Here is a 25,350-nt window from a genome sequence, read left to right on the forward strand (position 1 = left end):
TGCAAGCATGGCTTGCACGTGCTGATGCGTGCGTTAAGGAAGGTGGGCATTTTCAGGGGCCGGGAATCGGGGCAGCGAATCGCCGCCGACGCCTTGTCCCTCAGGGACTTTTCCCGCGGAACACAGGGATGGCGGATTAGAATGAAAGCGACGATCGAACGCGCGGTGTTGTTGAAGAGCCTTGGCCACGTCCAGTCGGTGGTCGAACGGCGCAATACCATTCCCATCCTGTCGAACGTCCTGATCGAAGCCGACAGCACCGGCCAGCTGAAACTGATGGCGACCGACCTCGACCTGCAGGTTGTCGAAACGATCGCGGCCAAGGTCGAAACCGCGGGCACGACCACCGTGTCGGCGCATACTTTATTCGAAATCGCGCGCAAGCTGCCCGAGGGTGCCGAGGTCAGCCTGGCCGCCGCCGAGGGCAAGATGCAGGTCAAGGCGGGCCGGTCGAACTTCAACCTGCCGACGCTGCCGCGCGACGATTTCCCGGTGATCGCCGAGGGCGACCTGCCGACCAATTTCGAGCTGCCGGTCGCCGAGCTGATCCAGATCATCGACAAGACGCGCTTTGCGATTTCGACCGAGGAAACGCGCTACTATCTGAACGGCATCTTCCTGCACGTCGCCGAGGATGCGTCCGGTCCGGTGCTGAAGGCCGCGGCGACCGACGGCCATCGCCTTGCGCGCTACACCGTCACGCGCCCCGATGGCGCGGCGTCGATGCCCGACGTCATCGTACCGCGCAAATGCGTCACCGAAATCCGCAAGCTGCTCGACGAAGCCGAAGGCAATGTCGAAATCAGCCTGTCGGCGTCGAAGGTGCGCTTCCAGCTTGGCAATGCGATCCTGACCTCGAAGCTGATCGACGGGACCTTCCCCGATTACAGCCGCGTCATTCCGACTGCGAACGACAAGTTGCTCAAGGTCGATCCGAAGAGTCTCTATCAGGGCGTCGACCGCGTCTCGACGATCGCCAGCGAAAAGACGCGCGCGGTCAAGGTCGGACTCGACAAGGATCGCATCACGCTGTCGGTGACCAGCCCCGAAAACGGCACCGCGGCTGAAGAGGTCGCCGCCGCCTATGACAGCGACATGATGGAGATCGGCTTCAACGCCCGTTACCTCAGCGACATCCTGGGCCAGGTCGATGGCGACAGCGTCGAACTGCACCTCGCCGATGCGAACGCCCCGACGCTGATCCGCGAGAGCGAGAAGAGCCCGGCGCTTTATGTGCTGATGCCGATGCGGGTGTAATCTGGCGTCGCCCCCGCGAAGGCGGGGGCCGTTATCGATGTAGCACGAGGCTTCCAGCGGCCCCCGCCTTCGCGGGGACGACGGTCGCCTACCCCGCCTTCGCGACCCGCCAGATCACCCCGCCGGTGTCGTCGGCGACCAGCGCGCTGCCGTCCTTCGCGACCTTGACGTCGGCCGGACGACCGCGGGTGGTTTTGCCATCTTGGCCGAGAAACTGGTCGAGCAGGGTAACGGGCAGCGCATCGACGGGCTTGCCGTTGGCGCCGAATTTCACGAACACGACGCTGTAACCCGCGACCGGCTCGCGGTTCCATGACCCGTGCAGCGCGATCAGCGCGCCATTGGCCCAGCGCTCGCCGAGGTCGAGTCCTTCGGTAAAGGTCATGCCCAGCGGCGCGGTGTGCGCGCCGAGCCCATATTCGGGGCGCTTCACATATTGGCGGCGATCCTCGGCCTCGGGTTCGACGCGCGGGTCGACGAACCCGCCCCAATAATACCAGGGCCAGCCATAGAAATCGCCTTCGGTGACGTCGGTCAGATAGTCGGGGACGAGGTCGCTGCCGAGCATATCGCGTTCGTTGACGACCGCCCACAGCCGCTCGCTGCCCGGATAGAAACCGAGCCCGACGGGATTTCGGATGCCCCCGGCAAAGGTGCGGACATATTTCTGTTCGGGCCGGACTTCGAGCACGCTGGCGCGGCGGAATTCGCGGTTCATGCCCGCCTCGCCGATATTGCTGTCAGCGCCGACGCCGACATAGAGCCAACCGTTGGGGGCGGCGACAAGGCTCTTTGTCCAGTGACGATTGGTGCCCTTGGCGGGCAGGTCGACGATCTTCGTGGGCTTCCCGCTCATCTTCGTTTCCCCCGCAACATAAGGGAAGGCGAGCAGCGCGTCGGTGTTGGCGACGTAGAGCGTCGTCCCAACCAGCGCCATGCCATAGGGCGAGTTGAGCCCGGTCAGATAGGCAGTCCGGACCTCGGCCTTGCCGTCGCCGTCGGCATCGCGGAGCAGGGTGATGCGGTTCGCCGACGGACGGCGGCTGGTGCCGCCCTTGGTCATCAGGCGGTTCATGATCTTGCCTTCGATCCCCGACGTGTCGCGCGGCGGGCTCTGCGATTCCGCGACGAGCACGTCGCCATTGGGCAGCACGAGCATCGTGCGCGGATGGTCGAGCCCTTCGGCAAAACGGGCGACCGCCAGCCCCTGCGCGGCGCGCGGCGCCTGCCCTGCGGGCCAGCTCGTCGCTTCGGGGACGTTGATCGTCGGGAATGTCTCGGTCTTTTGCGACGCCATCACCGGCACCCGGCCGCTGAGTTCGGCGGTCGAGAAGCGCGCCACGTCGGGCCGCGACATGATGTACAGCGTCACGCCGCCGACGATGATCAGCAGCAGCAGGGCGAGGGCGACATATTTCAGGATCTTGCGCATCGCGCTTATCTACACGGCTGATGCGCGGCGGCAAAGGGTTGAAACATCGGCGGCGCGGCGACGAACGCGGTTAACAGCGGAGCGATCGCGATTAACCTTACCCGAATCTTCATCATGGTTGGGAACGGCGCGGTGAGGGGCGCGGTTTAGGAGGGGCGCTCCAAGGCAACGGACGGGGACTCCATGCATCTGCCTGCACCATTTCTGTCCGATCGCGCCGCGGTCGAGGACGCCCATGCGCTGATCCGCATGCACGGCGAAGAGGCCGGCTTCGCCGCCGCCGCGCGTGCCGAGCAATATCGCGTGCTGGGCAATCACGTCCATTTCGCGCGCTGGCGGCAGATCGAACGGCTGATCACCTATCTGGCAGCCGAGGATGTTCTCGACACGGTGCATTGAGCGCGTGATCGTCTGAGTTAACCAGCACCATCTTTGACCAGTACCGTCATCCCGGCGAAGGCCGGGATCCCGCCCTTGCACCGTCACGCACGGGTGAGATCCCGGCCTTCGCCGGGATGACGCGTTGGGTTAAATCCGCAGGCCCGCCGTCTCCGGCAGCCCCGCCATGATGTTGAGATTCTGGACACAGGCGCCGCTCGCGCCCTTGCCCAGATTGTCGAGCCGCGCGACGAGGCGCGCCTGAGTGGCGTCGGCGTTGCCGAACACGAACAGCGCGATCCGGTCGTCGCCCGCGTCGGAGGCGCGGAGCAGCATCTCGCCGTCGGTCGGCGCTTCACCCATGACGACCACCGGGCTCGCTCCGTAAAATTCGGCGAGCGCCGTGCGCAAGGCGTCGGGCGACGCGGCACCGGGCATCACGCCGAGCGGCAGCGGAACCTCGACCACCATCCCGCGATGCGCGGGGATCACTGCGGGCGAAAAGAGCGGGCCGATCGCGAGTCCGCACTGCGCCTGCATCTCGGGCACATGCTTGTGGCCGAGCGTCAGCGCATATCCGCGCCAAGCGATGTCGCTGTCCGCTTCGAAGCGTTCGATCAGCGCCTTGCCGCCGCCCGAATAGCCGCTGACCGCGTGGCAGATATAGGGCCAGTCGGCAGGGAGCAGGCCCGCGCGCACGAGCGGTGCGACGAGCGCAATGAAACCGGTCGAATAACAGCCGGGGTTCGACACGCGCGCGGCGTCGGCGACCGCGTCATGTCCGCTGACCTCGGGAAAGCCATAGACCCAGCCGGGCGCGACCCGGTGCGCGGTCGACGCGTCGATGACGCGGGTGCGATCATTGGCGATCATCGCCACGGCTTCGCGCGCCGCATCGTCGGGAAGGCAGAGGATGACGAAATCGGCGTCGTTCAACGCTTCGCGCCGAGCATCGGCATCCTTGCGGCGCGCCTCGTCCAGCGTCAGCAACGAAAATTCGCTCCGTCCGCCAAGCCGCTCAGCGATTTCGAGGCCCGTCGTTCCCGCCGCGCCGTCGATGAAAACCGTCTTTGTCATATCTTATCGCAGTCGTTTATATCCGCTCACCGGCGGATCATGATCCTTGGCAGCCGATCGCGCGATGACGTCGGCCAGCGGTTCCGCTTTCACCGCCATCCATCGTCGGCTGGCATGGATGATGTTGCGCTCGTCGGCCATGATGCCGACATGGCCGGGGAAAAAGACGAGGTCGCCGCGCGCGAGCGCCGCCGGGTCGACATCCTTGTCCGCGCCGAGCGATGCGAGCTGCAGGTCGCTGTCGCGCGGCAACTGGACTCCCGCGGCAGCCCAGCTCAGCTGGACGAGGCCCGAACAGTCGATGCCCTTCGACGTGCGGCCGCCCCACAGATAGGGCGTGCCGATCAGTTCCTCGGCGCGTCCGGCGGGGTCGCGGTCTTCGGCGCCAACCTCGACCAGCGCGGCCAGCGGCAAATAACCGTGCGCGGTCGCCAGCCATTCGCCCTCGATCTCGCCCATCACCAGCGCGCCGCGCGGCAGGACGGCGGGGCCGCCGCTCGCAGCATCGGGAGCGCTGTGCAGGATCGCCTCGATCATCTCGACGCGGTGCGTCGGCGCGATCGGCGCGGCAAGCGCGTCGGCCGACAGATAGCCGACATAATGGTCGGCAAGGCAATATCCCCACGCCCAGCCGCCGGTGAGGTCGAGCAGCGCAAAACCTTCGCCGAACAGCAGCTCGCTCGTCTGGTCGGCACCCAGCGACGGCGATCCGCGCAGCACCGCGGCGGGCAGCACGCCGCTGCGCATCATCGGCGCGGCATAATGCGGGGCGAAATGCTGGCCCGCGACCGCGATGTCGGCGAGGTCGGGGCGGATCGCGACGATGCGCGGGTCATAGGCCTGCGATGTGCCGGTCAGGCCAAAGCGATCGCGACCTGCGCCCACGGCGCCGGGGCGCCCCATGCGGACGCGATTTGCCGCTGAATTGTCGCCGCTTTGACCTGTCACTTGCCGTCCTGTTGTCATCCGACGTCCGCCGGGCGCGGACAGTCGCGCGCCATTAGACCAGCCGGGGTCCGCATATCAAGAATGTTCAACCCCTGCCGCGCCGGTCGTATCGCGCCTGCAGCATGGCCCATGCGGCGCGCAGCCCCAGCGCGGCGCCGCCCTTGGGTCGTCCGGGCTTGGCCGACGGGCGCCAGGCAAAGGTGTCGAGATGCGCCCATAGCGCGCCTTCGGGAACAAAGCGTTTGAGGAACAGCGCCGCGGTGATCGTTCCCGCAAAGGCCGAGCTGCCGGCATTGCCAAGGTCGGCGACGTCGGTTTCGAGGAGCTCGGCATAGCCGTCCCATAGCGGCATCCGCCACAACGGGTCGTCGCGGTCGGTACCGGCGGCCAGCATCGCCTCGGCCAGCGCGTCATCATTGGCGAACAGCGGCGGGAGGTCCGGGCCGAGCGCGACGCGCGCGGCCCCGGTCAGCGTCGCGAAATCGATGATCAGCTCGGGCTTGTCCTCGCCCGCCTTCGCCAGCGCGTCGCCCAGCACCAATCGGCCCTCGGCATCGGTGTTGCCGATCTCGACCGTCAGGCCAAGACGGCTCTTCAGCACGTCACCGGGACGGAAGGCGTCGGCGGAGATCGCATTTTCTGCCGCGGCGACCAGACAGTGCAGCCGCACGGGCAGCCCGCTCGCCATCACCAGCTCGGCGAGCGCCAGCACATGTGCGGCGCCGCCCATGTCCTTTTTCATCAGCCGCATGCCCGACGCCGGTTTGATGTCGAGCCCGCCGCTGTCGAAACTGATCCCCTTGCCGACCAACGCGATGCGCGGGTCGCCGTCCTTGCCCCATTCGATCTCGATCAGCCGCGGAGCATGGTGCTTGGCGGCCGCGCGTCCGACCGCGTGGATCATCGGATAGCCCTGTTCCAGCGCCTCGCCCTTGGTGACGGTCAGCTTGCCGCCATGCGCCTTGGCGATCCGTTCGGCGGCCTTTTCGATCGCGGCGGGCCCCATATCGGCGGCGGGGGTGTTCACCATGTCGCGAACCAGCGCGACCGCCCGCATTTCGGCCACCATCGGTGCGATCGCGCCGACATCGCTGGTCAGCAGCACGCGCGGCCCCTTGCTCTCGACCTTCGTGCGATAGGTGTCGAAACGATATTGCGCGCTCATCCACCCGAACAGCGCCTTGCCGGGTTGCTGATCTTCGAGCCGATAGCGCCCGGCGGGCAGGATCTGGCCCAGTTTGGCAAGGCACCACGCCGACAGGCTGTCGACCTTGGCGACGGTGGTGACGACCGCCCAATTGTCGGGGTCGTCACCCGGCAGGATCGCGTGGACATAGGGGTCGGGCTTGAAGCCGACTGCGGCAAGGTGCGCGCGTTCGCGGGCGCTGCGGCTCTTGAGCCATTCGTCATAGCGCTTTTTGTCGACAAGATGGATCGTGCGCGCGTCCTGCCCCTTGTCGGGCTGGATCAGGTCGGAATAGTCGGTCATGCCGACGGTGCTAGGCCGCTGGGGATATTTTGTCGATTCCCGGCGTTATGCTGTCATGACGACAGAAATTCGGCCCCGTTCCGCCCTGCTGCTCCTGACCGGTGCGGCGCTGCTTGCCGCCTGTGCCGAGGATCCGCCGACGCCCGCCGAGCAGGCGGCCGCGGCTGCGGTTCCCGGCGCGCCGCCTGACGGGGTCGCTGACGTGGAGGCGAAAAACGCGGCAGCGTCGAACGTGAGGGAAAGCAATGACCTGATCGAGTTTGCTTATGCCTATCCGCGCGAGGCCGCGACGATTCCGGGTCTCGCCTTGTGGCTGGACAATGACCGCGCGACGAGGCGCGATGCGCTGATCGCGGCGGCGGGGCGCGACAAGGCCGCGGCGGAGAAAGCCGGCTTTCCCTATCGCAAGCATAGCCATTTGCAAACATGGCAACGTGTGTCGAACACACCGCGCTTCCTGAGCCTGTCGGCGGAAATCCAGACCTATACCGGCGGCGCCCATGGCATGACCAGCTTTGCGACGTTGCTGTGGGATCGCAATCGCGCCAAGCGGCTGCAACCGCTCGACCTGTTCACCAGCGGCGAGGCGTTCGATGCCGCGATCCGCGAGCCTTTCTGCGCAGCGATCAAACGCGCCAAGGCAGCGAAGGGCATCGTCCGCGAAGAGGCGCCCGACAGCCCGTTCGCGGGCTGCCCCCCGGCATCGGCGCAGACGGTGTGGATCGGATCGTCCGACGGACGTTATCTCGACCGCATGACGATCGCGATCGCCCCCTATGAAATCGGTCCCTTTGCCGAGGGCAGTTACCGGGTCAACGTGCCAATGACCGGCGCGGTGGTCGCGGCGGCGAAGGACGAGTTCAAGCGCGACCTGCTCCCCATCAACTGAGGCGGCCGCACGCCCCGCGCTGCATCGCCAAACGCTATTCGGCGGCTTCGAGTTCGTTCGCAGCGGCTGCCGCTTCGCGCGCGTTGGCAAAGGTCAGCACGCCGTCGTCGATCGCTCCGCTGCGCATGTCGATCCGGTCCTGCACATAATTTTGGCTGAGCCGCCAGGGCAGCGCCACCGTGCTCTTGGGCATGATGTGCAGCGAACGCTGGATATAGCCCGACGAGAAGTCGAAGACATTCTCTTCCTCCAGGCTCGCCGGATCGGCGAGCGCGGGGGTTGCGACCGTCGTCCCGGTGGCCTGCATATGGTTGAGCACGCGGCAGACATATTCCGACACGATGTCGGCGCGCAGCGTCCAGCTGGCGTTGAGATAGCCGAACACCGCCGAGAAGTTCGGCACGTTCGAAAACATGCACGCCTTGTAATAGAAATGATCGTGCCAGTTGACGGTTTCACCGTCGACGCGCACCGGAATCTTGCCCGCGACGGCCAGCTTCAGCCCCGTCGCGGTGACGATGATGTCGGCGTCCAGATGCTTGCCCGATTTCAGCTGGATGCCCGTCGCGTCAAAGCGTTCGATGTGGTCGGTGACGACCGACGCCTTGTCGGCCTTCATCGCCTCAAAGAAATCGGCATCGGGGACGAGGCACAGCCGTTGATCCCACGGGTTATAGGGCGGGGTAAACGCCTTGGCATCATAGCGGTCGCCGAGGCTCGCCTTCAGCTTGTTGGTCAGGAATTCCTTGACCTTTTCGGGCTTTTCTCGCGCACGCCGAAAGGCGATGTCCTGCAGGCGGACATTCTTGAAGCGGGTGATCTTGTACGCCAGCTCCTCGGGCAGGAATTTACGCAGGAAATTTGCAAGCCCGTCCTTTGCCGGGCGAATGAAATACCAGGTCGGGGTGCGTTGCAGCATCGTCACATGCGCGGCCTTGTCGGCCATCGACGGGACGATCGTGACCGCGGTCGCGCCCGATCCGATCACCACCACCTTCTTGCCCGCATAGTCCAGATTTTCGGGCCAGAACTGCGGATGGATGATCTGCCCCTGGAAATCCTCGCGCCCGGTGAAATTGGCGTCGAACGGTTCGTCATAGTCGTAATAGCCCGCGCCGAGGTACAGCCAGCGCGCGGTGGTGGTCGATGTCCCGCCCGCGGCGTCCTCCAGCGTCACCGTCCAGCGCGCGGCCGTGCTGTCCCAATCGGCCCCGACGACCTTGCGGTCGAAACGGATGCGCTCGCGGATATGGCGTTCGTCGACGATGCGGTTCAGATATTCCAGGATCGACGGACCGTCGGCGATCGATTTTTCATGCTTCCAGGGTTCAAACACGAACCCCAGCGTATGCATGTCGCTGTCCGACCGGATGCCGGGATAGCGGAACAGGTCCCAGGTGCCGCCCAGATTGGCGCGACGCTCGACCAGGGCAAAGCTGCGATCGGGGCAATGCATCTGCAAATGCACCGCCATGCCGATGCCCGAGATGCCCGCGCCGACGATCAGCACATCCTGATCGACCGGTGCAGCGTTCGCGTTCGCGGGGCGTTCCATCGTCGCCGTGCCTGCCATCATCCTGTCTCCCGACTATGTTTGAAGGCAGATTACGCACCGCGTTGCATTTTGCAATCGAATTGACGTTTACGGAAAGCAGCGAGGCGGTGAAGCCCGCTTGTCGCTGTCACAATATTGTCATAGGGGCGTAACGATTTTGTCACCTTGGGCCGCCGCGCCCGACCTTGCAGGAAAGGATAGAGCCCGTGCGTCAGATCGCTGTCCTTCCCTATCGCTTCAGCGGCGCGGCGCACGATGGCCCGACCGAAATCCTGTTGATCACGTCGCGCGAGACCAAGCGCTGGGTGGTGCCAAAGGGCAACCCGTTGACCGGAATGACGCGCCATGCCGCGGCGGCGATCGAGGCGGAGGAGGAAGCGGGCGTAACCGGTTCCGTCTGCCCGACCCCGATCGGCAGTTATGAATATCGCAAGCGCCGCGCGAACGGCGCTGCGATCATGTACAATGTCGAAGTCTTTCCGCTGGCCGTTACCAACGAGCTCGCCGAGTGGAAGGAAATGGACGAACGCGAACGCAAATGGTTCTCGTTCCGCGATGCCGCTTCGGCGGTCGAGGAACCCGATTTGCAGGCGTTGATCCGCTCGTTCGGCGATGGCGGTTTTCGCGCCGTCGCCGCGCCGCGCAGTGTTGTCCTGGATGTAGCCGAAAAAGCAGGGGTAAGCCGAATGTTCGCATGGTTTCAGCGATTGCTGCCGCGACAGGGAAATTTCTTTGAATTGTTCGAAAGCCATGCCGCGACGCTGGTCGCCGGCGCCAACGCGCTGTCGCGCATGTTGCAGGGCGGCGAGGGGATGGCCGACCATGTCCAGGAAATCATCGAGCGCGAACACGACGCCGACGCGATTACGCGCGAGGTGTTGCAGACGGTGCGCCGTACTTTCCTGACCCCGTTCGACCGCAGCGCGATCACCGACCTGATCGCATCGATGGACGATGCGATCGACGAGATGCAAAAGACCGCGGGCGCTGTCGATCTGTACGATGTCACCGAATTCGAACCCGAAATGCGCGATATCGGCGGCATCATCGTCGACGCGGCGCGGCTGACCGCCGAGGCGCTGCCGCTGCTCCGCAATATCTCCGCCAACGCCACGCGCCTGCACGAGCTGACCGAGCGACTGGTCCGCATGGAAGGCCATGCCGACGAAATCCACGCCGCGGGGCTCAAGCGCCTGTTCAAGGAACATGGGCAATCGAACAGCGCCCGCTTCCTGATCGGGCGCGAACTCTATCGTCATCTGGAGCGCGTCACCGACAGCTTCGAGGATGTCGCGAACGAGATCGACGGCCTGGTCATCGACCACGCATAAGCGGACAATTGCAAATGTGCTCCCACCAGTCCGTTCGCATCGAGCGAAGTCGAGATGCCCATCCACATGGCGCTGCCCCGACGGGTGTCTCGACTTCGCTCGACACGAACGGGCTTTTGAGTTCGGGAATATAGGTCGATGCACGAACTCGCTTTCCCGCTCCTCGTCGGCCTGATCATCCTGGCGCTGGCGTTCGATTTCCTGAACGGGCTGCACGACGCCGCGAACAGTATCGCGACCGTCGTCGCGACGCGCCTGTTGCGTCCGGTGCAGGCAGTGGTCTTTGCCGCTTTCTTCAATTTCGCCGCCTATTTCCTGTCGATCATCTTTCCCGAACTGCACAAGGTTGCCGAGACGATCGGCAAGGGGATCATCGACAAGGATCTGGTGACCCCGGCGGTGGTGTTCGGGGCGCTGGTCGGCGCGATGTTCTGGAACATCGTCACCTGGCTGAAGGGCATTCCGTCGTCGTCGAGCCACGCGCTGGTCGGCGGCATCGTCGGTGCGGGGGTCGCGCATGCGGGATTCGAGGGGATCGAATGGACGGGCCTGAACAAGACCGTCATCGCGATCTTCCTCTCGCCGATGCTCGGCATGTTGCTGGCGATGCTGGTGATGCTGGTCAGCAGCTGGGCGCTGCACCGCGCCACCGCCAAATTCGCCGAAAAAACCTTTCGCCGCCTCCACCTGCTGTCGTCGGCCGCCTATTCGGTCAGCCACGGGCTGAACGACGCGCAAAAGACGATGGGGATCATCGCGGTGCTGCTCTATTCGACCGGCTATCTGCAGGGCGAGTTTCATGTTCCCCACTGGGTGGCGTTCAGCTGCTATGTCGCGATCGCGCTCGGCACCCTGTCGGGCGGGTGGAAGATCATCGAGACGATGGGCGGGCGGATCACCAAGCTGTCGCACCATCAGGGTTTCGCCGCCTCGACCGGCGGGTCGATCATGGTGTTCACCGCCAGCCTGCTCGGCATCCCGGTGTCGACGACGCACACGATCACCGGCAGCATCATCGGCGCGGGCGTCGCCCGCCGGGCTAGTGCGGTGCGCTGGGGCGTGGCAAGCAACGTCGTCGCGGCGTGGTTCATCACGATCCCCGCGAGCGCGGTCGTTGCGGCAGCGTTCTACGCGATCACCCGGCTGTTCTGATCAGCGCGCCGGGCGGTAGTCGACCCGCGCGCCGCCGACCATGCGCACTGGCAGATACAGCCCGTTGCCATAGGCCTTGATCGCGCCGATTTCGAACCCGTCGATCTGGGTACGAATGACAAAGGCGCCTTCGCGGCGCTGGTCGACCGCGCGCTTGATCTTGCCCTGCAGTTCGCCAAGGTCGCGGGTGAAATTCTGGGTCAGGGCGTCGGCGATCAACGGCGCAAAGCCGGGATTCTGTCCGAGCGCGATGAGCACGTCGCCGCCGACACCGTCGGTATCGCCGGTGATCAGCAGGTCGGTAAAGCGCACCTCGGCCGACCCCGGGTTGTTGACCGGTACCGCAGTCATCCAAATGCGCCCATGGGTCGGTTCGCCGCTGCGACTGGCGAGCCGCATCGCGACATCGACGCCCAGCGCGACGCGCCCGTCGGGTGCGCCATAGATCGTCGACGGCCCGAACTTGACCATCATCGGTCCGACCTTGGGCAGGTCGAACGGCCGCGCCGACCGTTTCTTGAGCGCGCGATCGACGACGGGCTGCAACTGCGCATAGTCGGCGAGTACCGGCACCCGCACATCAAAGTGCGGCGTCGGTTTTTCGCGAACCATGGTCGGCAAGGGCGTCGGCGCGGGATCGGCGGGTCGGCCCGAGACAAAGGTTTCGGTGATCGCCTCCAGCCCCAGGTTGAGCCGCATCTGCTGCCCCTCCATCCGATACCCGCCATACAGGATGCGCTGCGGCGTCACGCGCATCCACACCGGCGGGTTTTCGCGATTGAGCTCGAGCGCGGTGAAGCTCTGTCGCCACACGTCGGACGCCTGTTTGCGGATGTCGATCCGCGCGATCTCCCGATTAACCTCGCGCTCGACGTCGCGGACGACGGGCTTCAGCTTCGCATCGGCCTCGTCGGTGAAGGTGATGCGCTTGCCGAGGAAATCGATCCCCGGCGCCTTGGTCCAGCCATAGCTGATGCGCGCCGTGCCGCGCGTACGCCAGTCGGGGGTGACATCGATCCTGACGCGCGCATGCGCCATCGCGGCGCCGGTTGCGGTCTCGCCCTTCAGCACCCCGCCGACGTCGCGCGCCGCGATCGTGGCATTGAGCGGCACATCGACGATAATTTCGTCACCCACCCCACGCAGCCGCAACGCCCCGCGCGTGACGCGGCCGACGATGGTGCAGGCGATCGGCGGCGTCACCTTGACCTTCTTGCCGAACACCTTGACCCGCTGCGGCTTGACGCACGCCCGCTCGCGCCGGTTGATCGTCCACAGCGTCCTGGGCACCGCGCGTTCCAGCGCCCGCTTGAGCGCGCTGGTATCGGCGTTGATCGGCACCGCGATCAGCGATTTTTGCGACGGGGAAGGGGCTTTGTCGGTCGATCGCGGCGGCGGTTCGACATCGACCTTGCGGTCGCACGCCGTGAGCATGCTTCCCGACGCAATGGCCATGGCCAACAAGTTGATCGCCCGCATGTCTCAGCCCCCGATTGATGCCCTCATGGTAACACCAGTCGGTAAAGGTTGTTCCAACAAATGCGCGGTTCAGGCGCGGACGACCCCGAACAGGTCATGCTCGTCGGCGTCCTCGATCTCGACATCGACGATGTCGCCCGCCTTCAGCGTCGCGGCGACGTCGCGGAGGTAGACGTGGCCGTCGATCTCGGGCGCGTCGGCCTGTGACCGGCCTGTCGCGCCGATGCTGCCCTCTTCGTCCGCCTCGCCAACCTCGTCGATGATCACGGGCAGCGTGCGGCCGATCTTGGCTTCGAGCTTCGCGGCGCTGATCGCGGCCGTTTTCGCCATGATCCGCTGGAAGCGCTCTTCCTTGACCTCTTCAGGCACCGGATCGGGCAGGGCGTTTGCCTGCGCACCCGCGACGGGTTCGAAACGGAAGGCGCCGACGCGGTCGAGCTGCGCCTCGTCGAGCCAGTCGAGGAGATATTGGAAATCTTCTTCGGTCTCGCCGGGGAAGCCGACGACGAAGCTCGAGCGGATTGCGATGTCGGGCGCGATCGCGCGCCAGCTTTTCAGCCGCTCGAGCACCTTCGCCTCGTTCGCGGGGCGCTTCATGCGCTTGAGGACGCTTGGGCTTGCGTGCTGGAAGGGGATGTCGAGGTACGGCGTCAGCAACCCTTCGGCCATCAGCGGGATCACCGCGTCGACATGCGGATAGGGATAGACATAGTGGAGGCGCACCCATGGGGCGCGGCCTTCGCTGGTGCGCAGCTGGCCGAGTTCGCGCGCGAGGTCGGTCATATGCGCGCGGACTTCGCGGCCATGCCACTGGCGCGGATCATGCCTGATATCGACGCCGTAAGCCGAGGTGTCCTGGCTGATCACCAGCAGCTCCTTGGTCCCCGCGGCGACGAGCTTTTCGGCCTCGCGCAGCACCGCATCGATGCGGCGGCTGACGAGTTTGCCGCGCAGATCGGGGATGATGCAGAAGGAGCAGCTGTGGTTGCAGCCTTCGGAAATCTTCAGATAGCTGTAGTGGCGCGGCGTAAGCTTGAGTCCGCCCTCGGGGACGAGGTCGATGAAGGGGCCTTGGGTGGGCGGCGCGGCGTCGTGGACTGCGTCGACGACCTGCTCATACTGATGTGCGCCGGTTACCGCGAGGACGTTCGGGAAGCGGGCGCGGATGACTTCGGCCTCATTGCCCATGCAGCCGGTGACGATGACGCGGCCATTCTCGGCCATTGCTTCGCCGATCGCTTCGAGGCTTTCCTCCTTCGCCGAGTCGAGGAAGCCGCAGGTGTTGACCAGCACGACGTCGGCGCCCGCATAATCGGGCGACAGACCGTAACCGTCGGCGCGCAGCTTGGTCAGAATCCGTTCGCTATCGACCAATGCCTTGGGGCAGCCGAGCGAAACCATGCCGACCTTCGGCTGGGTGGGGAGCGTTTTGACTGTCATGATTGCGGGCGCGCATAAGCGATTTTTTGCACTTTGTCACGCGATGCTGTCGCAGGTGCGGCGCGAAGCGTTCGGATCCAGCCACAACCGCTCCTATCGCTCCGCTCCCCCCGAACCCTCACCCCAAACTGGGCAGGTCGAGCCCCTTTTCGCGCGCGCAGTCGATCGCGATGTCATAGCCCGCGTCGGCGTGGCGCATCACGCCGGTGCCGGGGTCGTTCCACAGCACGCGCTCCAGCCGCTTCGCCGCTTCGGGCGTGCCGTCGGCGACGATCACCATGCCGCTGTGCTGCGAATAGCCCATGCCGACGCCGCCGCCATGGTGGAGCGACACCCAGGTCGCGCCCGACGCGGTGTTGAGCAGGGCGTTAAGCAAAGGCCAGTCCGAAACCGCGTCCGATCCGTCGCGCATCGCTTCGGTTTCGCGGTTGGGCGAGGCGACCGAGCCCGAATCGAGATGGTCGCGCCCGATGACGACCGGTGCCTTGAGTTCGCCGTTCGCGACCATCTCGTTGAAGGCAAGGCCGAGCCGGTGGCGGTCGCCGAGCCCGACCCAGCAGATGCGCGCGGGCAGGCCCTGGAACTGGATCTTCTCGCGCGCCATGTCGAGCCAGTTGTGGAGATGCTTGTTGTCGGGGAGCAGCTCCTTCACCTTGGCGTCGGTCTTGTAGATGTCCTCGGGATCGCCCGACAGCGCCGCCCAGCGGAACGGGCCGATGCCGCGGCAGAAAAGCGGGCGGACATAGGCGGGGACGAAGCCGGGGAAGTCGAACGCGTTCTCGACGCCTTCGTCCTTCGCCATCTGGCGGATGTTGTTGCCATAATCGGTTGTCGGCACGCCTGCTGCCTGCAGATCGAGCATCGCCTGCACATGGACGGCCATCGACGCCTTGGCGGCCTTGGCGACAGATGCCGGATCGCTCTCGCGCTTCGAAAACCACTCGTCGAGCGTCCAGCCCGCGGGGAGATAGCCGTTGACGGGGTCGTGCGCCGACGTCTGATCGGTCAAGAGGTCGGGGCGGATGCCGCGGCGCACCATCTCGGGCAGGATCTCCGCAGCGTTGCCGAGCAGGCCGACCGAGACGGGCTTGCCCTCGGCATGGCTGGCCTCGATCATCGCGATCGCCTCGTCGATGCTCGATGCCTGCTTGTCGAGATAGCCGGTGCGCAGGCGCATTTCGATGCGGCTCGGCTGGCATTCGATCGCAAGGCAGCTCGCGCCCGCCATCACTGCCGCGAGCGGCTGCGCGCCGCCCATGCCGCCGAGGCCGGCGGTGAGCAGCCACTTGCCCGCGAGGCTGCCGCCATAATGCTGGCGGCCCATTTCGACGAAGGTTTCGTAGGTGCCCTGCACGATGCCCTGGCTGCCGATGTAGATCCAGCTGCCCGCGGTCATCTGGCCGTACATCATCAGCCCCTTTTTATCGAGCTCGTGGAAATGTTCCCAATTCGCCCATTCGGGGACGAGGTTCGAATTGGCGAGCAGAACGCGCGGCGCATTCTCGTGGGTGCGGAAAACGCCGACGGGCTTGCCCGACTGGATGAGGAGGGTCTCGTCGCCTTCGAGCCGTTTCAGCGTCTCGACGATCCGGTCGTAGCTTTCCCAGTCGCGCGCAGCGCGGCCGATGCCGCCATAGACGACGAGCTCATGCGGCGCCTCGGCGACGTCGGGATGCAGGTTGTTCATCAGCATCCGCATCGGCGCTTCGGTAAGCCAGCTTTTTGCCGTGATGTCCGGGCCGGTTGCCGGGCGGATCACGCGGCTGTTGTCGAGACGGGTCATGCTTGTCCTTTCGCAAAATCGAGGGTCGCGGCGATGACCTGTTCAAGGGCAGGCCGGATCGCGGGATCGGGATCGATGGGGCTGGGCCAGTTGGCGTGGGTGATCGTGTCGGGTTCAGCCATGTAGCCGCGCTGCGCGAGCTCCATCTGGACCGCGTGCACGCCGCTTTCGGGGCGGCCATAATGGCGCGTCGTCCAGCCGCCCTTGAAGCGGCCGTTGACCACATGGCTGCGTCCGCTGGCGGCGCAGATATTGGCGACGATGGTTTCCAGCTCAGGCGCACATGTCGCGCCGCCGTTGGTGCCGATGTTGTACTGCGGCAGCTCGCCGTCGAACAGGCGCGGGACGTGGCTGCGGATCGAATGGGCGTCGTACAGGACGACGCGGTCGTGCGCGGCTTTCAGTCGGCCCAGTTCTTCGCTCAGCGCGTCGTGATAGGGGCGGTGATAGAGATTCAGCCGCGCACTGATCTCGGCCTCGTCGGGTTCGCCAAAGCGATAGAGCGGTTCGCCGTCAAAGGTCGTCGTCGGGCAGAGCTCGGTCGTTGCCTGTCCGGGATAGAGCGACGCACCCGACGGATCGCGGTTCATGTCGATCACGCTGCGCGAAATATCGGTCGCGACCAAGGTCGCGCCGAGATCGGCGGCGAAGGCGTAGAGGTCCGCAATCCACCAGTCGGTGTCGATCTGCGCATGCCAGGGCGAAACGAACTGCGCGTCCAGACCCGCAAGGTCGGTGCCGCCATGCGGGAAGGCGATGACGAGCGGCGCGTCGCCGCGATGGACGCGCATCCAGTCCATTAGCCGAGACCCGGCAGGTCGGCGGGAACCGTCGCGACCAGGCTGCCGTCGCGGATCAGCGCGGTCGCCGCTTCCATATCGGGATAGAAATGGCGGTCGTCCTCGAGCGTCGGAACCGCGGCGCGCAAATGCCGGCGCGCCGCTTCCAGCGCATCGCTCGATACGAGCGGCGCGTGGAAATCGACCCCCTGACAGGCCGCGAGCAATTCGATGCCGAGCACCGCGCTGACATTGTCGGCCATGTCGAGCAGGCGGCGCGCGCCGTGTGCCGCCATCGACACATGATCCTCCTGATTGGCCGAGGTCGGGATCGAATCGACGCTGGCAGGATAAGCGCGCTGCTTGTTCTCGCTGACGAGTGCGGCGGCGGTCACCTGCGGGATCATGAAGCCCGAGTTGAGGCCGGGGCGCGGGGTTAGGAAGGCGGGCAGGCCCGACAAGGCCGGATCCACGAGCATCGCGATCCGGCGCTCCGCAATCGACCCGATTTCGCACAGCGCCATGGCGATCATGTCGGCGGCGAATGCCACGGGTTCGGCGTGGAAGTTACCCCCTGAGAGCGCCTCGTCGGTGTCGGCAAAGATGAGCGGATTGTCCGAGACGCCATTGGCTTCGACGCCGAGCGTTGTCGCGGCTTGGCGGAGCAGGTCGAGCACCGCGCCCATCACCTGCGGCTGACAGCGGAGGCAATAGGGATCCTGCACACGCGGATCGTCGACCGCGTGCGAGGCGCGGATCGCCGATCCCGCCATCAGCCCGCGCAGTGCGTCACCCACCTCTCGCTGCCCGGCATGGCCGCGCAGCGCGTGGATGCGCGGGTCGAACGGCGCGTCGGAGCCTTTGGCGGCTTCGGTCGAGAGCGCGCCGGTGATCAGCGCCGAACGGAAGGCGGTTTCGGCGCGGAACAATCCCGCGAGCGCATTCGCGGTCGAAAATTGGGTGCCGTTGAGGAGGGCCAACCCTTCCTTCGGGCCGAGTTCGAGCGGCGCCAGGCCCGCCTGTGCCAGCGCCTCGGCCGCGGGCTTCGTTTCGCCGCCAACCTCGATGTCGCCGACGCCGATCATCGCGGCGGCCATATGCGACAGCGGCGCCAGGTCGCCGCTCGCCCCGACCGATCCCTGCGACGGAACGACAGGGGTCAAGCCCTGGCCCAGCATCGTTTCGAGCATCGCGACGGTTTCGCGTCGGACCCCCGATGCGCCGACGCCGAAGCTCGCGAGCTTGAGCGCCATCATCAGGCGGACGACGGGGGTGGGTGAGGGCGCGCCGGTCCCCGCCGCGTGGCTGAGCACGATATTGCGCTGGAGCGTCGCCAGATCGTCGCTCGCGATCCGCACGCTGGCCAGCTTTCCGAAACCGGTGTTGATGCCATAGACGGGGTCGCCCTTGGCAACGATTCGCGCCACCGCGGCGGCGCTTGCGTCGATCGCATTCCATGCCGCCGCATCGAGCGCGGCGCCCGCGCCGTCATAAATGGCGCGCCAGTCGGTCAGCGTCATTGCGCCGGGGATGATCGTCACAAATGTCATTGGCCGTCCTTGATGCGTTGGTGAAGCGGGTTGAAACCGATGCGATAGACCAGCTCGGCGGGGTCGCTGACGTTCCAGATCGCAAGGTCGCAGGCCTTGCCGGGCTCGAGCGTGCCGATCTCGGTGCCAAGCCCCAGCGCCGCGGCGGCGTTGACGGTGACCCCGCGCAGCGCCTCGACGACGGTCAGTCCGAACAGCGTCGCACCCATGTTGAGCATCAGCAGCAGCGACGTCGTTGGCGAGGTGCCGGGATTACAGTCGGTGGCCAGCGCAATCCGCGTGCCGTGGCGGCGCATCGCGGCGATCGGCGGCAATTTCGTCTCGCGCATGAAATAATAGGCGCCGGGCAGCAGCACCGCGACCGTCCCGGCCTCCGCCATCGCGCGGACATCGTCGTCGGTCGCATGCTCCAGATGATCGGCCGATAGCGCCCCATGCTTTGCCGCTAGCGCACTGCCGTGCAGCGCCGACAATTGTTCGGCGTGGAGCTTCACCGCGAGGCCATGCGCTTTCGCCGCCTCAATCACGCGCTCGCACTGCGCGGGCGAAAAGCCGATGCCCTCGCAAAAGGCGTCGACCGCGGTCGCGAGCGGCGCCGCGGCCGGGATCATCGCGTCGACGACAAGGTCGATATAGGCGTCGCTATCGCCCTTATATTCGGGGGGAAGCGCGTGGGCGCCCAGAAAGGTCGGCGCGACCCGGACCCGCCGCTGCTCGCCAAGCGCGCGCGCTGCGCGCAGCATCTTGGTCTCGTCTTCCGTCGACAGGCCATAGCCCGACTTGATCTCGATCGTCGTGACACCTTCGGCGAGCAGCGCGTCGAGGCGCGGCAGTGCGCTATCGATGAGCTCGGCCTCGCTCGCGTTGCGCGTCGCGCGCATCGTCGACACGATCCCGCCGCCCGCACGCGCAATATCTTCATAGCTCGCACCGTCGAGCCGCATCGCCCATTCGTTTGCGCGATTGCCGCCGTGGACGAGGTGCGTGTGGCAGTCGATCAGCCCGGGGGTGATCAACCGGCCGCCGCAATCAGTGCTCGGCGCCGTCTGCGCCGGCGCGCCATCGGCGGGTCCGGCATAAACGATGCGCCCGTCCTCGGCCGTGACGACGCCATCGTCGATCAGCCCCAGCCCGTCATCGATCATCGTCGCGAGTCGCGCGTTGGTCCAGCTATGCTCCATCTGGACAACATCTCCCGAATGGGTCATTATGTCTAGACATAATATGAGGGCTCCCGATGATGGCTTACTGGTTTCAGCGCGCGTGGATCGACAACAGCTGGCAGCATGATGTGCGGCTGACCGTCGAAGATGGGCGGATTGCTGCGCTTGAAACCGGGGTCGAAGCGGCGCAGGACGACGAGCACCACGCGGCGGCGCTGCCCGGGTTGTGCAATGTCCACAGCCATGGGTTCCAGCGCGGCATGGCCGGGCTTTCGGAGCGCCGCAGCCGCCCCGACGATAATTTCTGGAGCTGGCGCGAGATCATGTACCGCTTCCTCGACCGGCTAACGCCCGAGGATGTCGCGGCGATCACCGCGCAGGCCTATGTCGAAATGCTCGAGGGTGGGTTCACCCGCGTCGGCGAATTCCACTATCTCCACCATGACCCGGCGGGCGCGACCTACGCCGACCCAGCCGAAATCGCGGGCGCGATCGTCGAGGCCAGCGCGGCGACCGGGATCGGCCTGACCCTGCTACCCGTATTCTATGCGCATGGGAATTTCGGCGGCGCTGCGCCCAGCCCCGGCCAGCGCCGCTTCCTCTGCGACATCGACGGTTTTGCGCGGCTGCTCGACGGCGCGCGCGCCAAGCTGGCTGGCGACGCCAATATCGGCATTGCACCGCACTCGCTGCGTGCCGTCGGACCCGACGAGTTGGCCGCACTCCTCGCCATGTCGCCCACCGGCCCGGTCCATGTCCACGCCGCTGAACAGGTGAAAGAGGTCGAGGATTGCGTCGCGTGGAGCGGGGCGCGGCCGGTCGAATGGCTGCTCGACAATGCCGGGGTCAACGAACGCTGGTGCCTCATCCATTCGACGCATGTCGATGCGCGCGAGACCTCGCGGCTCGCCACAGTGGGGGCGGTCGCCGGGCTTTGTCCGATTACCGAGGCGAACCTTGGCGACGGCATCTTTCCGGCGATCGACTATCTCGCGGCGGGCGGCGCTTTCGGCATCGGTACCGACAGCAATATCCTGATCGATGCAGCGGGCGAGCTGCGCGCGCTCGAATATTCGCAGCGGCTCGCACACCGTGCGCGGGCCTTGCTGGCTGGCGAGGCGTCGCCGTTCGTCGGCGCCAACCTCTATGCCCGGGCGCTCGCTGGCGGTGCACAGGCGCTGGGGGTCGAAGCCGGCTTCAGGGTCGGCCAGCCCGCCGACATCGTCTCGCTCGACCTCGATCACCCGAGCTTTGCAGGGACCGACGATGCGACGCTGCTTGATCGCTGGATTTTTGCGGGCGGGGCAGGGGCGATCGATTGCGTCTGGCGCGCCGGGGTGAAGCGCGTCGTGCAGGGGCGCCACGTCGATCGCGCCGCCATCGCCGCCGCGTATCGCAAAAGCGTCGAGCGGATCGTCGCGTGACGCGCGCGGCGCCGAACCCTGCGCGCCGGATCCGCGAGGATATTGAGGGCCGCATCCACTCGGGCGAATGGAAACCCGGCACGCGCATCCCGATCGAACAGGAGCTCGCGGCACGCTACGGCTGCGCGCGCGCAACGGTCAGCAAGGCGCTGGCCGAACTCGTCGCGGCGGGACTGGTCGAACGGCGCCGCAAGGCCGGGTCGTTCGTCGCGCATCCGCCGGTGCATTCGGCGGTGATGACCGTACCCGACCTTGCCGAGCTGATCGCCGCGCGCGGTGAATCCTATCGCTGGGAAGCGCGCGCGATCCTGCGCCGCAAAAATGCAGGCGGCGCCGACACGCTCCAGATCGACGGCATTCACTTTGCCGCCGACGAACCCTTTGCGCTCGAGAATCGCACGATCGAACTCGCCGAAGTGCCCGCCGCAGCCGAAGCGAACTTCGCCGCCGAGGCGCCCGGAACCTGGCTGCTCGCGCATATCCCCTGGACCTCGGCCCGCCATGTCGTGCGCGCCGTCGCCGCCACTCGCGCCGAAGCCGCGGCGCTGGCGACCGGCAGCGGCGCCGCCTGCCTCCAGCTCGAACGCGATACCTGGCGCGGCGACCGTCCGGTCACCCATGTCCGCCAGCTCTTCCGCGGCGACCGCTTCGATCTGGTGGCGGAATTTCAGGCGGGGACGGGCAAGCGCGAGGGCAATTGAGCCCAGGGTCGCAACACCGCTTGTTTTCGTCCCGACACGCTGTTAGAGGCGCGCCTCGTTGCCGCTTTAGCTCAGTTGGTAGAGCACATCATTCGTAATGATGGGGTCACAGGTTCGAGTCCTGTAAGCGGCACCACCCTCCCGTTCATTCGCGCGCAATCGGCGGGTTGCGATAGCTGGCAGGCCGCATAAGCCATTTGCTTATGCTGTATTGCGATTGTAATACGGCGAGTGAGCATGACGTGGTTTCGTAAATCCCAAACGCCCGAACCAGCGCCCGCTGCGCCATCGTTCGCGATGCCGGACACCCCCGGTTTCGACGCGCCGCCGCCGGTTGTTCCGGAAAGCCGCCGCCGCAAATGGCTGCGCCGCATATCGCGCGGCTTTGCGATCTTCTGCATCCTCTTCATCCTGCTCGTCGGCTGGCTGGCGCTCACCGCGCCGCTGTCGAAATCGCTCGAACCAATTGCTCCGCCGCAGGTTACGCTGCTCGCGTCGGACGGCACCCCGATCGCGCGGTCGGGCGCGATCGTCGATGCGCCGGTAAAGGCCGCCGACCTGCCGAAACATGTCACCGGCGCCTTCCTCGCGATCGAGGACCGGCGCTTTTACAGTCATTGGGGGGTCGATCCGCGCAGCATCGCGCGCGCGGTGTGGAGCAATGTCACGGGCGGGCGGACGCAGGGCGGCAGCACGATCACCCAGCAGCTGGCGAAATTCACCTTCCTGACCCCGAAACGCACCCTCGGCCGCAAGGCGCGCGAAGCGTTGATCGCCTTCTGGCTCGAAGCTTGGCTGACCAAGGACGAGATCCTCGAACGCTATCTGTCGAACGCCTATTTTGGTGACAATACCTATGGTCTGCGCGCCGCGTCGCTGCATTATTTCTATCGCCAGCCCGAAAAACTCACCCCGGCGCAGGCGGCGATGCTGGCGGGACTGGTGCAGGCGCCGTCGCGTCTCGCGCCGACCAAGAATCCCGATCTCGCCGAAAAGCGCATGAAACTGGTGCTGAACGCGATGGTCGACACCGGCACCATGACCGCCGCCGAAGCCAGGGCGATCCGCACCCCGCGCATCGACGTGCGCACCCGCAACACGCTGCCGACCGGGACCTATTTCGCCGACTGGGCGCTCCCCGAGGCGCGCAAATTGAGCGACGTCGGCTATTCGCGCCAGACGATCACGACGACGCTCGACGCGCGGCTCCAGTCGATCGCGCGCCGCGTCACCGGTCGCGCGGGGCTGGGCAAGGCGCAGGTCGCGCTCGTCGCGATGCGCCCGAACGGCGAAGTCGTCGCGATGATCGGCGGCAAGGATTATTCGGCGTCGCCCTTCAACCGCGCGACGCAGGCGAAGCGCCAGCCGGGATCGACCTTCAAACTGTTCGTCTATCTCGCCGCGCTGAAGGACGGTTGGGACCCCGACGACATGATCAGCAACGAAGCGATCGTGACCGGCGCGTATCAGCCGAAAAATTCGGGCGGCACATACTCGAAGGAAATCAGCCTCGAGGACGCCTTTGCGACGTCGAGCAACGTCGCCGCGGTGCGGCTGCTGCGCGAGGTCGGCGATGACAAGGTGATCGACATGGCGCGCGACCTGGGGGTCACCGCGCCGATGACCAAGGGCGATCCCAGCCTCGCGCTCGGCACGTCGAGCATGACCCTGCTCGAACTCACCGCTGCTTATGCCGCGGTCGCGGCGAACAGCTATCCGGTCGTTCCGCACGCGTTCAAGGGCGAGGAAAAGGGGTGGTTCGAAAATCTGATCTCGGGACCCAGCCGCTTTGGGTCGGGCGTGCATGACGACATCGAACAAATGCTGCGCGCCGCGGTCAATCGCGGCACCGGTCGCGCCGCGCGACTGCCGCAGGCCAATTTCGGCAAGACCGGAACGAGCCAGGACAATCGCGACGCGCTGTTTGTGGGCTATGCCAATGGCTTGGTGGTCGGGGTGTGGATTGGCAACGATGACAATTCGCCCCTTCGCGGCATTTCGGGCGGCGGGCTGCCGGCCCGGATCTGGCGCGACTTCATGATGCAGGCGTCGGGGCAAAAAGCGGCGCCGCGGCGCGAGACGAACCCGCGCGGGCCCGTCGAGCCGCAGGATATTCCCGACGTCGGCGCGATTCCGGTGGGCGAAAATACCAGCGTCGGCATCGAAAGCGGCGACGCGGTGATCTCGACCGAAATCAACGGCAGCCGGATCGACCTGCGGTTGCCGCTGCCGAAAGATACGCCTGCGGAGCCGGTCCCGCCGCCGCCGTAAGGGGAGGGTGCGGAGCGTCGGCGAAAGTTTCAATCGCCATTTAGTAGCGCCGTGCTCCCGCGAAGGCGGGAGCCCATCACCGGCCTGCGCAAGTTTGAGCCGATCGGTGATGGATCCCCGCCTTCGCGGGGAAACACGAATTTTCTTGGGCCTTGGTCAATCCGCCAACAACTCGAACCCGCTAGCCCCCACCGTCTGCCCATTGACGATCAGTTCAACAGTATGCCGCCCGGGATGATGCCGCCGCGTAGTGAAATCGCGGATCGTCTGGTTGATGCGCAGTGCGACAGCCTCGCCCCCCGCGAGGTCGAACGTCTTCCACTTGAACACCTTGGCCGCGCTTTTGCCCCCCGCCCGCGCATAATGGACCCGATAATCGACCACCAGCGGCTGGTTTTCGGCAGCGGTGGATGTAATTTCCGCGTCAATCGCGATCCGATCGCCCAGTCGCACCACCGCTGGCTCGACGACGAAATTGCGCACCGTCACCGCCGCCCCATGTCCGACCCCGATCAGCGCGAGCGCGCGCGGCTCGCCTTGCTTAATCAGGGTGCGCAGCGCGTGACGGATGATCCACGCCGTGTGCGGATCGACCTGCGGCCAGTCCGCCAACCGGTCGAGCAACCAGTCGGGCCGGTCCTTGGCGATGTCGTTCAAATGATTGGCGACCGATTTGCGGACATAAAGCGCGGGATCCGCCTTCAGCGCCTCGAGGATATCCGCCGCGCGGGTCGGGTCGGCCTTGAGCGCGGGGACGCGCGCGGCCCACGGCAGTCGCGGCCTGCCGCCCTCGCTCGCGAGGCGGCGGACATGCTCGTCGTCGCTGCTGGTCCACCCGGCCATCGTCGCGAGCGCCCGGTCGGCGTCGAGCGCCAGAAACGGCCGGATCGCGAATTCGGCGGTGCCGAAGCGCGTCAGCGCCGCGAGCGCATCCATCGAGCGATCAAAATCGTCGAGGCCGTATCGCGCGACATATTCGGTCACCGCGACCGCCTGAAACCCGTGCGTCAGTCGCGGCGCCATAACGGTAATCACGTCCAGCGCCGCATCGTAATCGGCGGGCAGCGCGGGGCGCAACGCATCGGCGATATGGCGTACCCGCTCCATGATCGACAGCGCCTCGAGCCCGCCAGTCGCGGCAGCAAGGAACGCTGCCCGGTCAAAGCGCGGCGAAGCAGCGGCGCCCGCGTCGGCGATCGTCGCCAGCGCTTGCGGACCCAATATGTCCTTCAGCAGGGCAGGGCTGGCGCTA

20 protein-coding genes and 1 tRNA gene are annotated in these 25,350 nt (G+C 66.0%); 9 read left to right on the forward strand and 12 right to left on the reverse strand.

Annotation, left to right across the window (positions count from 1 at the left end; all coding sequences use genetic code 11):
- Window positions 1–141: 141 nt before the first annotated feature.
- On the forward strand, window positions 142–1,257 hold the full coding sequence (gene dnaN, locus G9408_RS01565) for a DNA polymerase III subunit beta (RefSeq protein WP_137870257.1): 1,116 nt from the start codon (window positions 142–144) through the stop codon (window positions 1,255–1,257).
- A gap of 88 nt (window positions 1,258–1,345) precedes the next feature.
- Here dnaN and G9408_RS01570 read toward each other — a convergent pair whose 3' ends face one another.
- On the reverse strand, window positions 1,346–2,689 hold the full coding sequence (locus tag G9408_RS01570) for a PQQ-dependent sugar dehydrogenase (RefSeq protein WP_168452410.1): 1,344 nt from the start codon (window positions 2,687–2,689) through the stop codon (window positions 1,346–1,348).
- 183 nt (window positions 2,690–2,872) lie between these two features.
- Between G9408_RS01570 and G9408_RS01575 the strand changes: the two genes are divergently transcribed.
- Window positions 2,873–3,088, forward strand: a complete 216-nt coding sequence (locus G9408_RS01575) for a hypothetical protein (RefSeq protein WP_120215739.1) — start codon at window positions 2,873–2,875, stop codon at window positions 3,086–3,088.
- Between the two features lie 129 nt (window positions 3,089–3,217).
- Here the strand turns inward: G9408_RS01575 and argC are convergent, their stop codons facing one another.
- The 3 genes from argC to G9408_RS01590 all read right to left on the reverse strand — a co-directional run bounded on the left by argC (window position 3,218) and on the right by G9408_RS01590 (window position 6,581).
- Window positions 3,218–4,144 (reverse strand): N-acetyl-gamma-glutamyl-phosphate reductase, encoded by a 927-nt coding sequence (gene argC, locus G9408_RS01580; RefSeq protein WP_168452411.1) that lies wholly within the window; start codon window positions 4,142–4,144, stop codon window positions 3,218–3,220.
- A 3-nt stretch (window positions 4,145–4,147) separates the two neighbouring features.
- On the reverse strand, window positions 4,148–5,047 hold the full coding sequence (locus G9408_RS01585) for a C40 family peptidase (RefSeq protein ID WP_168452412.1): 900 nt from the start codon (window positions 5,045–5,047) through the stop codon (window positions 4,148–4,150).
- A 130-nt stretch (window positions 5,048–5,177) separates the two neighbouring features.
- A complete protein-coding gene (locus G9408_RS01590) occupies window positions 5,178–6,581 on the reverse strand; it encodes a leucyl aminopeptidase family protein (RefSeq protein WP_168452413.1) in 1,404 nt (467 codons plus the stop codon).
- Between the two features lie 55 nt (window positions 6,582–6,636).
- On the opposite strand from G9408_RS01590, the gene G9408_RS01595 reads away from it, so the two are divergent.
- Window positions 6,637–7,470, forward strand: a complete 834-nt coding sequence (locus G9408_RS01595; protein ID WP_168452414.1) for a DUF4163 domain-containing protein — start codon at window positions 6,637–6,639, stop codon at window positions 7,468–7,470.
- A gap of 34 nt (window positions 7,471–7,504) precedes the next feature.
- Here G9408_RS01595 and G9408_RS01600 read toward each other — a convergent pair whose 3' ends face one another.
- Window positions 7,505–9,043, reverse strand: coding sequence for a flavin-containing monooxygenase (locus tag G9408_RS01600; RefSeq protein ID WP_235957517.1), 1,539 nt, complete (start codon window positions 9,041–9,043; stop codon window positions 7,505–7,507).
- A 188-nt stretch (window positions 9,044–9,231) separates the two neighbouring features.
- Between G9408_RS01600 and G9408_RS01605 the strand changes: the two genes are divergently transcribed.
- Both G9408_RS01605 and G9408_RS01610 read left to right on the forward strand, forming a co-directional pair.
- A complete protein-coding gene (locus G9408_RS01605) occupies window positions 9,232–10,356 on the forward strand; it encodes a DUF47 family protein (RefSeq protein ID WP_171005249.1) in 1,125 nt (374 codons plus the stop codon).
- Window positions 10,357–10,494: 138 nt separating this feature from the next.
- A complete protein-coding gene (locus G9408_RS01610; protein ID WP_168452415.1) occupies window positions 10,495–11,508 on the forward strand; it encodes an inorganic phosphate transporter in 1,014 nt (337 codons plus the stop codon).
- On the opposite strand, the gene G9408_RS01615 is transcribed toward G9408_RS01610, so the two are convergent.
- From G9408_RS01615 to hutI, 6 genes are all read right to left on the reverse strand, one after another.
- Window positions 11,509–12,963 (reverse strand): DUF4403 family protein, encoded by a 1,455-nt coding sequence (locus G9408_RS01615; RefSeq protein ID WP_235957432.1) that lies wholly within the window; start codon window positions 12,961–12,963, stop codon window positions 11,509–11,511.
- 93 nt (window positions 12,964–13,056) lie between these two features.
- Window positions 13,057–14,427 carry a 30S ribosomal protein S12 methylthiotransferase RimO gene (gene rimO / locus G9408_RS01620; RefSeq protein ID WP_168452417.1) on the reverse strand — a complete coding sequence of 457 codons (1,371 nt, stop codon included), beginning with the start codon at window positions 14,425–14,427 and terminating at the stop codon, window positions 13,057–13,059.
- A gap of 118 nt (window positions 14,428–14,545) precedes the next feature.
- Window positions 14,546–16,210 carry a urocanate hydratase gene (gene hutU / locus G9408_RS01625; RefSeq protein ID WP_168452418.1) on the reverse strand — a complete coding sequence of 555 codons (1,665 nt, stop codon included), beginning with the start codon at window positions 16,208–16,210 and terminating at the stop codon, window positions 14,546–14,548.
- Complete coding sequence (gene hutG / locus G9408_RS01630) at window positions 16,207–17,010, reverse strand: N-formylglutamate deformylase (RefSeq protein ID WP_168452419.1); 804 nt, start codon at window positions 17,008–17,010, stop codon at window positions 16,207–16,209. Before hutG ends, hutU begins: the two co-directional genes overlap by 4 nt.
- Window positions 17,010–18,539, reverse strand: a complete 1,530-nt coding sequence (gene hutH / locus G9408_RS01635; protein ID WP_168452420.1) for a histidine ammonia-lyase — start codon at window positions 18,537–18,539, stop codon at window positions 17,010–17,012. Before hutH ends, hutG begins: the two co-directional genes overlap by 1 nt.
- Entirely contained in the window at window positions 18,536–19,747 is a 1,212-nt protein-coding gene (hutI, locus tag G9408_RS01640) for an imidazolonepropionase (protein ID WP_168452421.1), read from the reverse strand. Before hutI ends, hutH begins: the two co-directional genes overlap by 4 nt.
- A 29-nt stretch (window positions 19,748–19,776) precedes the next feature.
- Between hutI and G9408_RS01645 the strand changes: the two genes are divergently transcribed.
- From G9408_RS01645 to G9408_RS01660, 4 genes are all read left to right on the forward strand, one after another.
- A complete protein-coding gene (locus tag G9408_RS01645) occupies window positions 19,777–21,126 on the forward strand; it encodes a formimidoylglutamate deiminase (protein WP_168452422.1) in 1,350 nt (449 codons plus the stop codon).
- Window positions 21,123–21,827: a UTRA domain-containing protein gene (locus tag G9408_RS01650; RefSeq protein WP_168452423.1), complete on the forward strand. Its 705-nt coding sequence runs from the start codon at window positions 21,123–21,125 to the stop codon at window positions 21,825–21,827. The genes G9408_RS01645 and G9408_RS01650 overlap by 4 nt, the downstream gene beginning before the upstream one ends.
- 60 nt (window positions 21,828–21,887) lie before the next feature.
- Window positions 21,888–21,963 (forward strand) — tRNA-Thr (locus tag G9408_RS01655).
- Window positions 21,964–22,124: 161 nt separating this feature from the next.
- Window positions 22,125–24,098: a transglycosylase domain-containing protein gene (locus G9408_RS01660; protein WP_168452424.1), complete on the forward strand. Its 1,974-nt coding sequence runs from the start codon at window positions 22,125–22,127 to the stop codon at window positions 24,096–24,098.
- Between the two features lie 156 nt (window positions 24,099–24,254).
- Here the strand turns inward: G9408_RS01660 and G9408_RS01665 are convergent, their stop codons facing one another.
- Window positions 24,255–25,319 (reverse strand): DNA alkylation repair protein, encoded by a 1,065-nt coding sequence (locus G9408_RS01665; RefSeq protein WP_235957433.1) that lies wholly within the window; start codon window positions 25,317–25,319, stop codon window positions 24,255–24,257.
- Window positions 25,320–25,350: the final 31 nt, after the last annotated feature.

Source organism: Sphingopyxis microcysteis, assembly GCF_012274265.1.
GTDB lineage: Bacteria > Pseudomonadota > Alphaproteobacteria > Sphingomonadales > Sphingomonadaceae > Sphingopyxis > Sphingopyxis microcysteis.

Coding starts and splice junctions, on each gene's coding strand:
- dnaN (WP_137870257.1), top strand. CDS start 142: ATGAAAGCGACGATCGAACGCGCGGTGTTGTTGAAGAGCCTTGGCCAC.
- G9408_RS01570 (WP_168452410.1), bottom strand. CDS start 2,689: ATGCGCAAGATCCTGAAATATGTCGCCCTCGCCCTGCTGCTGCTGATC.
- G9408_RS01575 (WP_120215739.1), top strand. CDS start 2,873: ATGCATCTGCCTGCACCATTTCTGTCCGATCGCGCCGCGGTCGAGGAC.
- argC (WP_168452411.1), bottom strand. CDS start 4,144: ATGACAAAGACGGTTTTCATCGACGGCGCGGCGGGAACGACGGGCCTC.
- G9408_RS01585 (WP_168452412.1), bottom strand. CDS start 5,047: ATGGGGCGCCCCGGCGCCGTGGGCGCAGGTCGCGATCGCTTTGGCCTG.
- G9408_RS01590 (WP_168452413.1), bottom strand. CDS start 6,581: ATGACCGACTATTCCGACCTGATCCAGCCCGACAAGGGGCAGGACGCG.
- G9408_RS01595 (WP_168452414.1), top strand. CDS start 6,637: ATGACGACAGAAATTCGGCCCCGTTCCGCCCTGCTGCTCCTGACCGGT.
- G9408_RS01600 (WP_235957517.1), bottom strand. CDS start 9,043: ATGGCAGGCACGGCGACGATGGAACGCCCCGCGAACGCGAACGCTGCA.
- G9408_RS01610 (WP_168452415.1), top strand. CDS start 10,495: ATGCACGAACTCGCTTTCCCGCTCCTCGTCGGCCTGATCATCCTGGCG.
- G9408_RS01615 (WP_235957432.1), bottom strand. CDS start 12,963: ATGGCCATTGCGTCGGGAAGCATGCTCACGGCGTGCGACCGCAAGGTC.
- rimO (WP_168452417.1), bottom strand. CDS start 14,427: ATGACAGTCAAAACGCTCCCCACCCAGCCGAAGGTCGGCATGGTTTCG.
- hutU (WP_168452418.1), bottom strand. CDS start 16,210: ATGACCCGTCTCGACAACAGCCGCGTGATCCGCCCGGCAACCGGCCCG.
- hutG (WP_168452419.1), bottom strand. CDS start 17,010: ATGGACTGGATGCGCGTCCATCGCGGCGACGCGCCGCTCGTCATCGCC.
- hutH (WP_168452420.1), bottom strand. CDS start 18,539: ATGACATTTGTGACGATCATCCCCGGCGCAATGACGCTGACCGACTGG.
- hutI (WP_168452421.1), bottom strand. CDS start 19,747: ATGACCCATTCGGGAGATGTTGTCCAGATGGAGCATAGCTGGACCAAC.
- G9408_RS01645 (WP_168452422.1), top strand. CDS start 19,777: ATGATGGCTTACTGGTTTCAGCGCGCGTGGATCGACAACAGCTGGCAG.
- G9408_RS01660 (WP_168452424.1), top strand. CDS start 22,125: ATGCCGGACACCCCCGGTTTCGACGCGCCGCCGCCGGTTGTTCCGGAA.